Origin of the sequence: Amycolatopsis sp. MJM2582, from assembly GCF_000754115.1 — a bacterium.
GTDB classification, from domain to species: Bacteria; Actinomycetota; Actinomycetes; order Mycobacteriales; family Pseudonocardiaceae; genus Amycolatopsis; species Amycolatopsis japonica.
This window is the reverse complement of the sequence record NZ_JPLW01000003.1, coordinates 1,024,157-1,040,132: the sequence shown is the minus strand read 5'-3', so window position 1 is coordinate 1,040,132 and position 15,976 is coordinate 1,024,157. Positions and strand designations below refer to the sequence as shown.

The following is a 15,976-nucleotide window of genomic DNA, read 5'->3' as shown; positions in this document are numbered from 1 at the left end:
GAACGGCCCTTTCATGACATCCAGGCGGGCCCCTACGACCCACTCGGCGTCCACTGTGGACTCTTACGCGGCGACGGCAGCACCTCAGGAAGCGTGAAGCCTTCGGGCGAAGCGGAAAGGCCGACCCCGGCCCGCAGCGCGAGCTCCATCTCGAACCGCGCCCCCGGGTCGCGCAGGTGCTCGCCGAAGGTCGCCTGCAGCTGCCGCATGCGGTACCGGACGGTCTGCGGATGCACCTGGAGCCGCTCGGCGATGTCGACGACGTTGCCCTGGCTGTCGAGCCAGGCGCGGAGGGTTTCGAGCAGCCGTTCCCGCTGTTTCCCGGTCATCTCGGCGAGCGGGGCGAACAGCCGTTCGCGCAGCTGGCAGGTCAGCGCGGCGTCGGCGTTCACGAGCAGGGTGGCGAGATGGTCTTCGGCGCGGATCACCCGGCGGGCCTGGATGATGCCGCGTTCGGACAGGTACAAGGCTTCGCGCGCCCAGCGGAGGGAATCGGCGACGGAATCCAGCGGACGGCACGGGCCGATCGACAGCCGGTACTCCGGCAGCGCGGCCTGCAGGGTGGCCAGACGGGCGATCGAGATCTCGCCGGGGACGAGCAGACGCGGCTCAGCGCAGTCGAGTTCGGCGAGGACGTCCGAATCCACCGCGTTGTGCCGCCGGGGTCTGACGGTCTCGCCGATCGGGTGCAGCACCACCGGGGTGGCGCGTTCGGGCACCGTCCAGCCGGTCAGCTGCGCGAGTTCCGCGATCGCCTTCGACGGCGCGGGCGGCGTCTCCAGCACCAGGTGCAGCAGTTTGCGGCGCCACGTGTCCAGCGCGCCGGCGGTGCGCGCCTTCGCTTCGAGGTACCCGTCCAGCGCGACGGACGCGAGTTCGTCCATGAACGCGAGCATCGCGTCGGCCAGCTGCGACATCACCGCGGACGAGAGCCCGCTGCGGCGCCCGACGCGCATGATGCGCCGCCACGAGACCCGGGCGCCGACCCGGTACGCCGACTGGAGGGTGTCGAGACTGCGGCCTTCCCGCATCTCGTTCTGCCCGAGCCGGTGATGGACCTCGTGCGACTGTTCCTTGGAGACGCTGGGATCCGCGATCTGGGCGACGAACAGCGTGATCGCGTACTCGACGCCCGCACGGATCGATTTGCCGTAGGGCCCGTCGAGCGGGCGCGCGTACGCGGGGATGGTCGCCCGGATCTCGTCGACGATCTCGTTGGCGAGACTGCCGAGCTCCGGTCGCAAAATGTCGGCGAGTTTGCGGGGAAGTACCGCGGGAGGCTGCGCAGCGTGTTCGATTCCGCGCTCCACCGACATCGCAGCTCCTTTGCTCCGCCCAGCGTCCAGACATCCCACGATCGTCGTGGGGTGACAACGAACACATCGCGAAGTCGCCCGTGAATGTGTCACCTTTCGCAGAAGAAACCGATTTCTTGTCACCATCGTGACAAAATCACGGGGCAGCCCTGAATTTTGATGACAAGTGCCCGGCAAACGCCTCGCGCGGTACGTACGAACGGCCGAAGTGGATGCGACCGTGACGCAGAGTCATCGCCTTCCGGTGAGCAATTCACCGAGTACTTCGAGCACGGGGGCCAGCACGCGGACCTCGGTGCCGGCGCATTCGGTGATCCCCGCGCCGACGACCTCGAAATCGCTCAGCCCGCGAAGCATCGTCACCAGACGTTCGATCGTCAAGCCACCGGGCTCCGGATAGTTCAGCCCGTCGAACTCCGCCGGGTCGAGCACGTCGAGGTCGAGATGGACGTACACCTTGTCCGCACCCGCCAGCCCGGCGGCGACGTCGGCCGTCTCGACGACGAGCCCGCGCTCGACCACGGCCCGCTCGGCGTCGTCGAAGGCCCGCGTCCCGGCGAGCACCACGCGCCCGGGTTCGACCGGCGGATTCGCGGCGAACTCCGGGTCGCCCTCGCCGAGCAGCGACCGCAGCACCATGCCGTGGAACGCGCCCGACGGCGACGTCTCCGCGGTGTTGAGGTCGGAATGCGCGTCGAACCAGGCGACACCGAGCCCCGGACCGAAGCGGTAGCGCGCGACGCCGATCGGGATCAGCTCGACCCCGCAGTCACCGCCGATGGTGAGCACGGGCCCGCCAGGCGCCTCCAGTGCGGCGAGCTGTGCGGCCCGGTTCGCGCCGGTGAGCACCGCGCGGTTGGCGATGCCGTCGACCGCGGGCGAGGTCTCGCGCGTCTGCCGGATGTGGTGCACCGGCATGCCCAGCACGTGGCCCGCGAGCTCGGCGAGCGCGACGCAGCCCTCGGGCAACTCCGGCGCCCGCTCGGTCAGTGCGCCCTGGAACTGGGGTACGGCGTTGATCAGCACCGGTCCACGTTAGCGAGCGCCGCAAGCGCGTGAAGGCCTCCTTCCCGCGGCTCAGCCGAGGCAAGGAGGCCTTCACGGGCAAATCACTCCAAGACGAGCAGCAGGTCCCCGCCTTCCACCTGCTGGACGGCGTTGATCGCGCGCCGCGACACCTTGCCGCCGGTCGACGCCGTGATCGACGCCTCCATCTTCATCGCCTCGATGGTCGCGACCGTGGCACCGGCCTCGACCTCGTCGCCCTCGGACACCTGCAGCGTGACCACGCCCGCGAACGGCGCGGCGATCTGCTTCGGGTCGCCCTTGGCGGCCTTCTCCGTCGCCGGGATGTCCGACGCGATCGAGGTGTCACGGACCTGGATCGGGCGCAGCTGGCCGTTGAGCGTGGACATCACCGTGCGCAGGCCGCGTTCGTCGGCCTCGCCGATGGCCTCCAGCTCGATCAGCAGCCGGACACCCTGTTCCAGGTCGACCGAGTACTCCTCGCCCGGCCGCAGGCCGTAGAAGAAGTCCTTGGACGGCAGCACCGAAGTGTCGCCGTACTGCTCGCGGTGCGCCTCGAAGTCCTTCGTGGGCCCGGGGAACAGCAGCCGGTTCAGCGTCGCGCGCCGGTCTTCGGCGAGCCCCTTGCGGTCCTCTTCGGACAGTTCCTGCACCGGCTTCGGCTGCGCGCGGCCTTCGAGGGCCTTGGTGCGGAACGGCTCCGGCCAACCGCCGGGCGGGTCGCCCAGTTCGCCGCGCAGGAAGCCGATCACCGAGTCGGGGATGTCGAACTTGTTCGGCTCCGCCTCGAAATCCGAAGGCGAGACGCCCGCGCCGACGAGGTGCAGCGCGAGGTCACCGACCACTTTGGACGAAGGGGTGACCTTGACCAGGTGCCCGAGGATCTTGTCCGCGGCCGCGTACATCGCCTCGATGTCCTCGAACCGCTCGCCGAGGCCGAGCGAAATCGCCTGCGTGCGCAGGTTCGACAGCTGGCCGCCCGGGATCTCGTGGTGGTACACGCGCCCGGTCGGCGACGAGAGCCCAGCCTCGAACGGCGCGTAGATCTTGCGCACGCTCTCCCAGTACGGCTCCAGGTCGCCGATGGCCTGCAGGTCCAGCCCGGTCGGCCGGTCCGAGTGGTCGGTGGCCGCGACGAGCGCGGACAGCGACGGCTGCGACGTCGTGCCCGCCATCGACGCGACGGCACCGTCGACGGCGTCCGCCCCGGCCTGGATCGCGGCGAGGTACGTCGCCAGCTGCCCACCCGCGGTGTCGTGCGTGTGGATATGCACCGGGAGGTCGAATTCCTTGCGCAGCGCGGAAACCAGCCGCACCGCCGCCGGCGCCCGCAGCAGGCCCGCCATATCCTTGATGGCCAGGACGTGCGCCCCCGCGCCGACGATCTGTTCCGCCAGCTTGAGGTAGTAGTCCAGCGTGTACAGCTTCTCCGACGGGTCCGACAGATCCGAGGTGTAGCAGAGCGCCACCTCGGCCACGGCGGATCCGGTCTCGCGGACGGCTTCGATCGCCGGGCGCATCTGCTCGACGTCGTTGAGCGCGTCGAAGATCCGGAAGATGTCGATGCCGGTCGCCGTCGCCTCCTCGACGAAGGCGTTGGTCACCTCGGTGGGGTACGGCGTGTAGCCGACGGTGTTGCGGCCGCGCAGCAGCATCTGCAGGCAGATGTTCGGCACCGCTTCCCGCAGCTTCGCCAGCCGCTCCCACGGGTCTTCGGCGAGGAACCGCAGCGCGACGTCGTAGGTCGCGCCGCCCCAGCACTCCAGCGAAAGCAGCTGCGGCGTGGTCCGCGCTACGACCGGCGCGACGGCGAGCAGGTCCTTCGTCCGCACGCGGGTGGCGAGCAGCGACTGGTGCGCGTCGCGGAAGGTGGTGTCGGTGACGCCGATGGTCGGCGACTCCCGCAGCCAGCGGGCGAAGCCCTCCGGGCCGAGTTCGGTGAGCTTCTGCTTCGAGCCGGGCGCCGGTTCGAGACCCTTGGGCAGCTTCGGCAGTTTGAGCTGCGGGTCGAGGGTGCGCGGACGTTCGCCGTGCGGCTTGTTGACCGTCTTGTCGGCGAGGTAGGTCAGCAGCCTGGTCCCGCGGTCGGCCGAATGGCGCGCGGTGAGCAGATGCGGGCGCTCCTCGATGAACGACGTCGTGACGCGGCCTTCGCGGAAGTCCGGGTCGTCGAGGACGGCCTGCAGGAACGGGATGTTCGTGGCCACACCGCGGATCCGGAACTCGGCGACGGCGCGGCGGGCACGGCCGACGGCGGTCTTGAAGTCGCGGCCTCGGCAGCTGAGCTTCACCAGCAGCGAGTCGAAGTGCGCGCTGATCTCGGTGCCGGCGAACGCCGTCCCGCCGTCGAGGCGGATGCCGGAACCACCGGGCGAGCGGTACGCGCTGATCATCCCGGTGTCCGGGCGGAAGCCGTTGGCGGGATCCTCGGTGGTGATGCGGCATTGCAGGGCGGCGCCGCGCAGGTACACCTTGTCCTGCGAGAGGCCGAGGTCTTCGAGTGTCTCACCGGAGGCGATGCGCAGCTGCGACTGGACGAGATCGACGTCGGTGACCTCCTCGGTCACCGTGTGCTCGACCTGGATACGCGGGTTCATCTCGATGAAGACGTGGTTGCCGTCCCGGTCGAGCAGGAACTCGACGGTGCCGGCGTTGCGGTAGCCGATCTGGCGGGCGAACTTCACCGCGTCGGCGCAGATCCGGTCCCGCAGTTCGGACGGCAGGTTCGGCGCCGGGGCCAGCTCGACGACCTTCTGGTGCCGCCGCTGGACCGAGCAGTCGCGCTCGTAGAGGTGGATCACGTTGCCCGCGCCGTCGGCGAGGATCTGGACCTCGATGTGGCGCGGCTCGACGACGGCCTTCTCGATGAACACCGTCGGGTCGCCGAAGGCCGACTCGGCCTCGCGCGCGGCGGCCTCGATGGACTCGCGCAGCTGCGCGGGGTCCTGGACGCGGCGCATACCGCGTCCGCCACCACCGGCGACGGCCTTGACGAACACCGGGAAGCCGATCTCCTCGGCCGCGGCGATCAGCGCGTCGACGTCGGAGGACGGTTCGGAAGAACCCAGCACCGGCACACCGGCGTCGCGGGCGGCCTTGACCGCGCGGGCCTTGTTGCCGGTCAGCTCGAGGATGTCCGCGCTCGGTCCGACGAAGGTGATTCCTTCGTCCTCGCACGCGCGCGCGAGGTCCGGGTTCTCGGAGAGGAAGCCGTAGCCGGGGTAGACGGCGTCTGCGCCCGCCTTCTTGGCGGCCGCCACGATTTCCTCGACCGACAGATAGGCCCGCACCGGGTGACCGGGTTCGCCGATCTCATAGGCCTCGTCGGCCTTCAGCCGGTGGAGCGAATTGCGGTCTTCGTGCGGGAACACAGCCACCGTGCCCGCGCCGAGCTCGAATCCGGCGCGGAACGCGCGGATGGCGATCTCACCCCGGTTGGCGACCAGTACCTTGCGGAACATGCCGGTCCTTCCCATCATCGGATCGGTAGGTGAGGCACGTTACCTGCTTGCTCCCGCAGGGCGGGAGTTGTTGCCCAGGTGATGGACATCATCCCTGGCTGAGTTGCGCTCCGGGACTCTGCAGCAACCTGTTCGCGGTGCCCTCGTGGACGCCGGTCAGCACATCGACGGAAGCGAGGTCGACGAGGGCTTTCGCGACGTCCGGCGCCGAGGCGTCCGGGTGCAGGGCCCGGTACAGCGCGGCCACCCCGGCGACGTGCGCGGCGGCCGACGACGTGCCGCTGAGCACCCGGCCGCCGCTTCCGCCCGCATTGGGTCCCGGCACGTCGACGCCGGGTGCGAACAGGTCGACGACCTCGCCGTAGTTCGACGTCGACCCGACCTGGTCACTGGCGTCGGTCGATCCGACGGTGAGCGCCTCGGTGACCCGGCCGGGTGAGAACTTCCCCGCGTCGGTGGCCTCGCCGCCCGCCGGGAGGGCGACCGGGACGACCGCCGCGAGCGCCCGGACGGCGGCGTCGAGCTGGTCGTTGGCCGCACCGCCGATACCGAGGACGGCGACGGCGGGCTGCTGTGCGTTCTGTGTCACCCAGTCGATACCCGCGATGATCTTGTCCGTCGCGCCGCCGCCCTGCGCGTCGATCACCCGGACCGGGACGATCTGCGCGGCCTTCGCGACGCCGAAGGTCCTCGACGCGGCGACACCGGCCAGGTACGTGCCGTGACCGTTGGTGTCGGAGGTGTCCGTGCCGCCGTTCAGGAAGTCCTTACCGGGTTTGACTCGGCCCCCGAAGTCCGGATGCGCCGCGTCGACCCCGCTGTCGATCACGTAGACCGTGACGTCCTTGGCTTCGGTCTCGTAGTGGTAGAGCTGATCGAGGCCCGTTCGCTGGTCGATCCGGTCCAGCCCCCAGTTCGGCGGGTTCTGCTGGACTTCCGTCGCGGAAGCGGGCTGCGCCACCAGCACCAGGAGCGCCAGCGCGGCCATGATCCGTACCAGTCGAATGATCATGCCTTGGCTCTACGCCTGTACCTGTGGGGCGGCAACCCCGGAGTGTCACCCGTTCGACTGGTCTTGGCCGATATGGGCGCTGACCGTCGACTTCGGGAAGCAGACCAGCGCGTCGAACGCCTCGACGACGTCGACGGGGTTGAACAGGTGCGCGTGCCGGATGCTCTGGGGTCCAGCGGTTCCCCGCCGTGCGCGGAGATCCATCAACCCAGGGCCTTCGGCTTCGACGCTGCCGTCCACCGGTGCTTCGAGGTCTTGGCGGTACACGGTGAACCCGAGCCGTGCTTCAGGATCGGGCTTGAGCCCGGTGGTCTCGCCCTCGACCGCGGTGAGCCCGAGCGCGAAGTAGTCGTCGCCGAATTCGGCGGCCAGATGCGTCCCCGCCGACGGCGAGGTGAGGCCGGGGAACGGCGAGAACGGCACGCGCTGGAGGTGTCCGTTGTGGAGCAACACGACGATCTTCGTGTCGTCACCGTGAAGCCGCCGGATCAGCCGGACGGTGTCGGCCATGTACGCGTCGCGCGAACCGCTCTGCAGGGCGGGCGCGTCGCCGGACATCATCGCGGCGACCTCGGCGAGGTACGCGTCGACGCGCAACGCGCCTTCGACGTGGTGCTCTGCGACGGCGGTGTCCCCGTAGACGGGACGCAGCGAAGTGAGGTGCGTCTTGAGCCGCGTGAGCGCCGCGGTCGCCTTGTCCTTGGCCTCGGCGTCCAGGGCGGCGTACTTGGCGGGCGCGTCCGCGCTGCTGACCGACGCGTACCCCTTGGTCGCCTCGATCGCCGCATCGACGAGGCCCGTGGCGTTCTCATCCACAGTGGACAGATAGGCGCGGACGGCGTCGAGCGACGGTACCGGCGAGCCCGCGGAACTCGGTACGTCGAGACCGTAGTACCGGACGTCGCCCCGTTCGCGGAGCCACGTCAGCATTTCGTGCGCCTCGGGGGACTCCCCGAGCGAGAACGTGAAGCCGTCGCGACCGATGTCGGCGACGTCCCCGGGCGCGCCCTTCAGCCAGTCTTCGACGAGCTGTCCTTCGGCGAATCCGGATTCGAACGCCAAGACCCGGAAGCCGTGCTGCTCGACGAGGTGGCGGAGCAAACGATTGCGCAGGTCCCCGAACTCGTGGACGTGGTGGTTGTTCTCACCGATGGCGACGATCTTGGCGTCCCCGACGAGTTCGGCGATCTTCGCTGGGTCTGACATACTGGCCACACTAACGCAACAGGAGTAGCAATTGGCAACCTCCGGTACCCAGCGGCCTGGCGGCCGGACCGAGCGCACGCGCCAAGCCGTCCTGCACGCCACCCTCGATCTGCTGGCCGAACGCGGGTTCGGCGAACTGACCGTGGACGCGGTCGCCGAGCGGTCCGGCGTGCACAAGACCACGGTGTACCGGCGCTGGTCCTCACCGGACGGTCTCGTCGCCGCCGCGCTGCAGATGGGCGCGGAGGACGACTGGGAAGCGCCCGACACGGGGTCGCTCGAGGACGATCTGTACGCACTCGCGGCCGAGGTGGTGCGGTATTTCACCGAGCCCGCGCTGAAGGAACTGCCGACGGCGTCGGTGCTGGCGGCCTTCCAGTCTCCGCAAGCGGCCGAGGCGCTGCACGACTTCTACGCCGACCGGCACGTGCGTATGGCGCCGATCGCGGAACGGGCCGTCGCGCGGGGCGAGATCCCGGCAGGCACGGATGGCGACGAACTGGTGCGGGCGGTGTGCGGGCCGATGTTCTACCGGCTCTTCCTGTCGCGGGAAAGTGTCACGCTGGCGGACGCTCGGGTCACCGCACGGGCCGTGGCCGCCGCTGCCGCCTCCGGCGCCTTCGTCCCCCTCCCGCATTCAGAGGACTAAATGCGGAAGTTCGGGGTACCAACCACCCGCGTTTAGTCCTCTGAATGCGGGAGGGTTGGTCAGTTTTACCGTCAGCGCCGGGAACTTTCCGGGCCAGACTGGTCTCTCCGTGCCACGAGAGGGGACCGTCATGACCGAGGAAGTCCGGAAGCCGACGCGCGAGATGCCGCGCCAGCTCAAGATCGTCCGCGTTTTCCTTTGGGTGCAAGCGGTCCTCAACGTCCTCGTCAGCGTGCTCGTGACCGCGCTCGCGATCAACGAACTCGACCACGGCAACGAGGAAGCCGGCCTCGCCCTGGCGCTGGCGATCCTCGGTTTCGTCGTCGCCGTCGTGCTGATCGCTTGCGCGATAAGGATTTCCCACGGTTCGCCCTGGGTGCGGCCGACGGTCATCGCCGTGGAAGGGCTCTCCGTCGTCATGGGACTGATCAGCCTGGTCAACGGCGGGGCGATCACCCAGCTGATCGGTATGGGCATCGCCGTCGGCATCATCGTCACCCTCAACAAACCCGAAGAGACCGCCTGGTTCAAGCGCTGACGAGATCGATCCGGTAGCGCACTTCGGAAAGCGGGACGTCCTCGCCGGGCATGGTGTCGGTCTTCGTCGCCCCGTCCGGCACCCATCCCCCGGCCGAGTAGAAACGCTGGGCGCGTTCGTTGGTTTCGAGCACCCAGAGCGTCGCCTCGCGGTGCCCCGAATCCCGCAGCGCGGCGACGGCGGTGTCGAGCAGCAGCCTGCCCAGTCCGGTTCCCCAGCGCGCCGGTTCGAGGTAGATCGCGCGCAGTTCCCCGCGGATCCGGTCGACGGCGGTGAAGCCGAGCAGCGATCCGTCTTCGACCAGGACCAGGATGTCGCCCCGGTTGGCGGGATCGGCGAGCGTCCGCTGCCAGCGGGCCGCGCGTCCCTCCACGGACAGATCGCGAAGATAGAGCTCGGGCAGCAGGCCCTGGTACGCCGACTGCCACGACCGCACGTTCACCTCCGCGATGGGCCAGGCGTCCTCGACGGTCGCGAGGCGGATCGTGGCCATCGTCAGCCGTTCGCTTTACGGGCGGCGAAACCGGTCACGGCGGCCAGCGCGAGCACCGCCCCCAGCGCGATCCACCAGCCGGCGCCGGTGACGCTCGAACTGCTCGGCATCGCATAGGAAAGCACGCACACCATGACGATGCCGCCTCCGGCCACTCCACCGAGGAAGGCGATCCCGAAGGCCGCCGGCCGCAGCAGCACACCGAGCAGCGTCCCGATCAGGAGCACCACCGAGACCACGAGGTAGATCGCGGCCTCGTCGGCCCGGCTCGACGAGTAGTCGATCAGTTCGACGGCCTCCACCACCAGCCCGGCCGTACCGGCGGCCCCCGCCACGAGGGCCGCGACGGCGAGTCCGCCCCTCGGCTTCCCCAGCCCGAGACGGAAACTCCGGTCACGCCGCACCGCGATCAGCGCGCAGACGGCGCCCGCGAACAGGCAGCCGTCAGTGAGGACCAGCAGTACCGGCCCGGACGGGATCGCCGACAGCAGCGCGAGCCCGCACAGTGCGCCCGGCCCCGTCATCCGGCGGGTGTTCGGCAGGAGCATCAGGATTCCCACCGCGGTCGCGAAGGCGACGAGCGGTAAGACCGTCCAGCCGCCGTCTTCGAAGAAGTCCTCCATGCTGTGGCTGAGCGCGAAACTGATCGGCACCAGGTACACCGCGGCGGCGAACGCGAGCAGACCGGCGGCGATGGCGAACGGCTCGGACTTCGGCGCCGCTTCGACCGGCCGCACGGGTTCCACGACCGCCGCTTCCGGGATCTCCACGGGCGGGGCGGGCTCCGGCCGCGACGGCGGCACCGGCGCGGGTTCCGCGACCACCTGGCCCTCGACCCGCACCACGACCTCGCCGGTCGGTCCGGTCACCGTGATCCGCCCGTCGAACGCCCCGAGTTCCGACAGCTCCAGGGAGATCTCGGCGCCGTCGGCGTCCTCGGTCACCCGCAGCCAGGAATGCGACGAAGCGAAGTGGCACGCCCGCGCGATCGGCGGCCCGGCCAGCCGGACGCGCGCCACCGGCCGCGTTCCCCGGACGACCTCGCCGAACCGGACCACGTCGGACTCTGCCCGCACCCGTGCTTCCGCCCGCGCCAGTTCGGCTGCCTCGGCGATATGCCGGATGTCGGTCTGCGCCATCGTCGTGAGGACCTCGTGCGCACCGATGGCGACCGACAGGTTCTCACTCGTCAGCCGTCGCTGGAGTTCGGTCACCGCGCCGAGGCGGGTGAACATGTTGGGATCCTCGCTCGCCGCGCGCAGATCGGCCGGGACCGGCGACGGTTTGATCCGGCGGCGCCTGCTCCTGGCCAGGTACAGCTCGCCCTGCATCTCGATGTCACGACTGGGTGTCTGGTTCGGATTCCGTTCCCGGACGCTGTCGAACAGGTAGTCGTAGAGCTCGCTGAGCGCGATCCAGCCGTCCTCGTCGCGGTCCGCGTCGCCCGTCCGCAACCCGTCGACCAGTGCCGAGGTGAACACCGACGGCCGCGCGTGGTCGTCGGCGAGCTGATCGCCCTCGAAGGCGTACTCGATGGAGTTCGACGCCGTGATCACCGCGCGGCCGCGGCCGCCGAAACCCCCGCCGGGGAACGCGTCGAGCACGTTGGCCTCGCCGGTGGCGCGCACGGCGACCCCTTGGCTGAAAGCGCCGCCGTAACAGCAGTCCAGCAGGAGGACGATGCTGCGCGACCGGCTCATCCGCATACAGCGCTGGACGAAGTCGGCGGGGACGGCGGTCGACGCGAGCCGCTCCGGCCGGGTGTTGCGGGCGGCGAAGAACAGCTCGCCCGATTCGCTTTTCAAGCCGTGGCAAGAGAAATGCACCAGCAGGACGTCGTCCGGCGCGCTGTCGGCGAACAGATCCTCGACCCGGCCCGCGATCACGTGCGCGGTCTCGTCGCGTACCACCTGGACGTCGAACTCGCTGACGGCACGGTCCGCGAGAACCTCGGCGAGCGCCTCGGCGTCGGCGGCCGGGGACCGCAGCGCGCTCAGCCCGGGGTTGTCGTACTCCCCGTTGGCGATGATCAGGGCCCGCCGTTCGCCGGTCATGACGACGAATGCCTGCGCACGAAGAGATCGACGAGTTTGTCCTGATCGGTGAGCGTCGCTTCGGACAGCTCCAGCACGTCGCCGTCGATCTCCAGCCGGACCGTGCGTTTCACCCGTCCGCCGCGCGAAAGCCATTCCCGCACGGCCGTCACCACCGAGCGCAGGCCGTCGGCGGACTTCCCGAGCGTGACGAGCAGGCCTCCCGCGGTCGCCACGTCGAAGCCCCGCGAACCTGGTGGCGCCTCGCCGGCGGGCAACGCCTTGACGTCGGAGACGCCGCGATCGATCAGTTCGCCTCGGAGGTACCCGGCGAGCCGCTCGACCCGTTCCGCGTCGGCCCCCTCCTCACCGAGCTGGACCCGCACCGCTGCTGTCATCCCGGCCTCCCTCGCCCGTACGGATCGAGGAAAACCCCTCTGCCCGTCCGGCGGCAAGGTCCGATCGGGCAGAGATGTTCACGTCAGCTTTTTTCCAGGTACTCCACGCGATCTTCGTCGACGACGTCCGCGATCATGTGCGCCAGCCCCAAGTAATTCCCCAAGGCCGGGTCCTTTTCGACGATTTCCGACGCGCGGGCCCTCGCCTCGGCGATGACCTCCTCGTCCTGCAGCAACGACAGCAGCTTCAGCGTCGACTTCTTCCCCGACTGCGCGGCGCCGAGGATGTCGCCCTCGCGGCGCAGTTCCAAGTCCATTCTGGACAGTTCGAAACCGTCCGTCGTGGACTCGACGGCGGCGAGCCGCTCGCGGGTGGTCGTGCCGTCCAGGGTTTCGGTGACCAGCAGGCACAGCCCCGGCACGCTGCCCCGGCCGACCCGGCCGCGCAACTGGTGCAGCTGGCTGATGCCGAAGCGGTCGGCGTCCATGATCACCATCGCCGTCGCGTTCGGCACGTTCACGCCGACCTCGATCACGGTGGTCGCGACGAGCACGTCCAGGTCACCTTTGGCGAACGCCTGCATCACGGCGTCCTTGTCGTCGGCGGGCATCCGGCCGTGCAGGGCGCCGATCTTCAGCCCCTTCAACGGTCCTTCGGCCAGCTCGGGCGCCACGTCGAGGACGGCGAGCGCGGGCCGCTTGTCCCCCTTGTCCGAAGCCGGTTCGTCCCCGATACGCGGGCAGACGATGTACGCCTGATGGCCCTTGCCGCATTCCTCGCGGACCCGCTGCCACGCCCGGTCCAGCCAGGCGGGCCGCTCCGCGACCGGCACCACCGACGTCTTGATCGGCGACCGGCCGGCGGGCATCACGCGCAGCGCGGACGTCTCCAGGTCCCCGTAGACGGTCATCGCGACCGTGCGCGGGATGGGTGTCGCGGTCATGACGAGGACGTGCGGGCTGGTCTCGTCGGAACCGCGGGAACGCAGCGCGTCCCGCTGCTCCACGCCGAAGCGGTGCTGTTCGTCGACCACGACCAGGCCGAGATCCGCGAAGGACACGGTGTCCTGGATGAGCGCGTGCGTGCCGACGACGATCCCGGCCTCGCCGCTGACCGTCTCCAGCAACGCCTTCTTGCGTTCCTTGGCACCCATCGAACCGGTCAGCAGGGTCACGCGCGTCGCGTTCTCCGCGCCGCCGAGTTCACCCGCCTGCCCGAGGTCGCCCAGCATCTCGCGCAACGACCGGGCGTGCTGCGCGGCGAGAACCTCCGTCGGCGCGAGCATCGCCGCCTGCCGTCCGGAATCGACGACCTGCAGCATGGCGCGCAACGCGACCACCGTCTTGCCGGAACCGACCTCACCCTGCAGCAGCCGGTTCATCGGATGCTCGGTGGACAGATCACGGGCGATCTCTTCGCCGATCTCCTGCTGGCCCGAGGTCAGTGCGAACGGGAGCCGCTTGTCGAAGGCGTCGAGGATGCCGCCTTCGGTGTGCGGGCAGGCTTTCGCGGGCCGCGAGACCAGGGAATGCCGTCGCTGCGCGAAAATCAGCTGCACCGCCATGGCTTCGTCCCATTTGAGCCGCCGGCGCGCGGAGTTCAGCGCGTCCCAGCCCGACGGGCGGTGGATACCGCGCAGCGCGCTTTCCAGGCTGGGCAGGCCGTACTGGGCGAGCAGCTCGATCGGCATCGGGTCCTCGTCGACCTCCAGCACGTCCAGCACCTGCCGGACGGCCTTGGCGATCACCCAGGTCGGGATCCCCTGCGCCGCCGGGTACACCGGGATGATCTCGGCGAGGAAGTCGTCCATCGCTTCGGCCTGCCGGTCGGCGTCGAACAGTTCGTATTCGGGGTTCGCCAGCTGGAGGACGTCGCGGAAGGCGGTGACCTTGCCCGCGAACAGCCCGTTCTTGCCGGGCACGAGCTCCTTCTCGCGCCAGGCCTGGTTGAAGAAGGTGCACTGCAGGCGGCGTTTGCCGTCGGTGATCACCATTTCGAGCAAGGTGCCGCTGCGCGCCTTCATCCGGCGTTTGTTGACCCGCTCGATCCGCGCCATCACGGTGGCGTGCTCGCCGAGTTCGAGACCGGCGATGTCGGTGAGCTGCCCGCGCTCGGCGTAGCGGCGGGGGTAGTGGCGCAGGAGGTCGCTGACCGTCTCGATCTTGAGGCCCTTGGCCAGCGCCTTCGCCGTCGCCGCGCCCACGACCAGCTTGAGGTCCGCGCGCAGGTTGGTCATGCGGTCACTCCACCCCCATCAGCAGCACGGCGTCGGACTGACCGCCGGCGTAACTCGTCAATTCGACCTCGGGATGCTCCAGGCGGAGCTGGTCGGCCAGCTCACCCGGCAGCCGGACCGGCGCGTCCACGCCGGTCAGCACGGTGACCAGTTCGCCGCCGAGGGCCAGCATCCGGTTCAGCACGCCGACCGCCGCCGCGACCAGGCTCGTCTCCGAGGCGGGCGCGGGCTCGATCAGCACGACCTCGCCGTCGACGAGGCCGACGACGTCACCGGCCTGCGCCCGGCCCACCCAGGTTAGCGACTCCTCCTGCGCGATCCGCAGTTCGCCACGCCTGGTCGCGGCCGCCGCTTCGGCCATCGCGACCACGTCGTCGTTGGTGCGGCGGTCCTTGTCGTGGACGGCCAGCGCGGCGAGCACCTGGACGGGTGAAACGCACGGGATGACGACGACGTCGCGATCCGCCGCCATCGCGTGCCCGGCCGCCGCGTCGGCCGCCGCGGTCAGCCGCTGCCCGCCGGGAAGGACGGTGACGTGGTGCCCGGCGGCCTCGTTGATCAGGCCCAGCATCTCCTCGACCGTCGGCTCGCTGCCCTGCGGGACCGCCAGCACCGCGACCCCCTCCGCGCGGAGGAGCTCGGCCAGCTGCCCACCGTGGACCACGGCGACCACGGACCGGTCGATCCCGCCGCCGACCTCGACCGGGGTGGGCGTGATCAGCGGCTCGACCCGGACGCGGCGGGGACGGCCGAGCTCGATCCCTGCCTCCAGCGCCGCGCCGATGTCCGCGCAATGGACATGGACGGCATACGCGCCCGCGCCGTCCCCCGCGACGGTGACGCTGTCGCCGAGGCCGCTGAGGGTCTTGCGAAGCCCGGGAAGGCTGCCTTCGTCGACGCCGTCGAGCAGGTACATGACCTCCCACGCGGTCGGCGCGTCGATCGTGTGATGGTGATGCGCTTCGAGCGGGTGCTCCGGCTCGGTGAGGCCGCCGGAGATCACGCCGGCAAGGGCGTCGAGGACCGCGACCAGGCCGCGGGCACCCGCGTCGACCACCCCGGCCACCGCCAGGACGGGCAGCTGCTTCGGGGTCTCTTCGAGCGCTTCGGCGGCGACGCGCGCGGCTTCGGCGGCTACCTCTTCGAGTGAGCCCGTCGCGTCGCGGACGGCCGCGGCGACGGTGTGGAGGACGGTCAGAATGGTCCCGGCCACCGGACGGCTCACCGCGCCCGTGGCGGCCCGGTCCGCGCAGCCGAGCGCCTCCGCGAGCCCGGGCCCGTCGAGCTCCCTCGCGGCCGCCGACTCGGCGATCCCGCGTACTACCTGCGACATGATCACGCCGGAGTTGCCCTTGGCCGCCGCGACCGCGCCCTTGGCGAACGCCGCCAGCGCCTCGGCGGTCGTCGCGGGCTCGGCCCCCGCCAGCGCGTCGCGGGCCGCGGTCATGGTGAACAGCAGGTTGGAGCCGGTGTCGGAGTCGGCGACCGGGTAGACGTTGATGCCGTCGATCGCCGGCCGCAGCACGGCCAAGCTGTGCACACAGGCCGCGGACCAAGCCGAGACCGCCGCCACGTCCAGCACCCGCACCCCGTAACCTCCTACCTGT

The 15,976-nt window shown here is 70.1% G+C and carries 12 protein-coding genes; 2 read left to right on the top strand and 10 right to left on the bottom strand.

Annotation, left to right across the window (positions count from 1 at the left end; all coding sequences use genetic code 11):
* Positions 1 to 32: 32 nt before the first annotated feature.
* The 5 genes from ED92_RS23685 to ED92_RS23665 all read right to left on the bottom strand — a co-directional run bounded on the left by ED92_RS23685 (position 33) and on the right by ED92_RS23665 (position 8,021).
* Positions 33 to 1,316: a CdaR family transcriptional regulator gene (locus ED92_RS23685; RefSeq protein WP_037342100.1), complete on the bottom strand. Its 1,284-nt coding sequence runs from the start codon at positions 1,314 to 1,316 to the stop codon at positions 33 to 35.
* Positions 1,317 to 1,547: 231 nt separating this feature from the next.
* A complete protein-coding gene (locus ED92_RS23680; RefSeq protein WP_037342098.1) occupies positions 1,548 to 2,342 on the bottom strand; it encodes an arginase family protein in 795 nt (264 codons plus the stop codon).
* A gap of 83 nt (positions 2,343 to 2,425) precedes the next feature.
* Entirely contained in the window at positions 2,426 to 5,803 is a 3,378-nt protein-coding gene (locus ED92_RS23675; RefSeq protein ID WP_037342097.1) for a pyruvate carboxylase, read from the bottom strand.
* Positions 5,804 to 5,891: 88 nt separating this feature from the next.
* Positions 5,892 to 6,791 (bottom strand): S8 family peptidase, encoded by a 900-nt coding sequence (locus tag ED92_RS23670; RefSeq protein ID WP_037342600.1) that lies wholly within the window; start codon positions 6,789 to 6,791, stop codon positions 5,892 to 5,894.
* A gap of 69 nt (positions 6,792 to 6,860) precedes the next feature.
* Positions 6,861 to 8,021, bottom strand: coding sequence for an erythromycin esterase family protein (locus ED92_RS23665; protein ID WP_037342598.1), 1,161 nt, complete (start codon positions 8,019 to 8,021; stop codon positions 6,861 to 6,863).
* Positions 8,022 to 8,052: 31 nt separating this feature from the next.
* Between ED92_RS23665 and ED92_RS23660 the strand changes: the two genes are divergently transcribed.
* Together ED92_RS23660 and ED92_RS23655 are read left to right on the top strand one after the other, a co-directional pair.
* The gene (locus tag ED92_RS23660) at positions 8,053 to 8,670 is read left to right on the top strand and encodes a TetR/AcrR family transcriptional regulator (protein ID WP_037342096.1); all 618 of its coding nucleotides are present in this window, start codon (positions 8,053 to 8,055) and stop codon (positions 8,668 to 8,670) included.
* 130 nt (positions 8,671 to 8,800) lie between these two features.
* A complete protein-coding gene (locus ED92_RS23655; protein WP_037342095.1) occupies positions 8,801 to 9,208 on the top strand; it encodes a hypothetical protein in 408 nt (135 codons plus the stop codon).
* Here the strand turns inward: ED92_RS23655 and ED92_RS23650 are convergent.
* The 5 genes from ED92_RS23650 to ED92_RS23630 form a co-directional block, all read right to left on the bottom strand.
* On the bottom strand, positions 9,198 to 9,701 hold the full coding sequence (locus ED92_RS23650; protein ID WP_037342093.1) for a GNAT family N-acetyltransferase: 504 nt from the start codon (positions 9,699 to 9,701) through the stop codon (positions 9,198 to 9,200). The genes ED92_RS23655 and ED92_RS23650 overlap by 11 nt on opposite strands.
* A 2-nt stretch (positions 9,702 to 9,703) precedes the next feature.
* Complete coding sequence (locus tag ED92_RS23645) at positions 9,704 to 11,755, bottom strand: caspase family protein (protein ID WP_052120823.1); 2,052 nt, start codon at positions 11,753 to 11,755, stop codon at positions 9,704 to 9,706.
* Entirely contained in the window at positions 11,752 to 12,132 is a 381-nt protein-coding gene (locus ED92_RS23640) for a hypothetical protein (protein WP_052120821.1), read from the bottom strand. The genes ED92_RS23645 and ED92_RS23640 overlap by 4 nt, the downstream gene beginning before the upstream one ends.
* 83 nt (positions 12,133 to 12,215) lie before the next feature.
* Entirely contained in the window at positions 12,216 to 14,369 is a 2,154-nt protein-coding gene (gene recG, locus ED92_RS23635) for an ATP-dependent DNA helicase RecG (protein ID WP_037342091.1), read from the bottom strand.
* 4 nt (positions 14,370 to 14,373) lie between these two features.
* Positions 14,374 to 15,957, bottom strand: coding sequence for a DAK2 domain-containing protein (locus tag ED92_RS23630; protein WP_037342089.1), 1,584 nt, complete (start codon positions 15,955 to 15,957; stop codon positions 14,374 to 14,376).
* Positions 15,958 to 15,976: the final 19 nt, after the last annotated feature.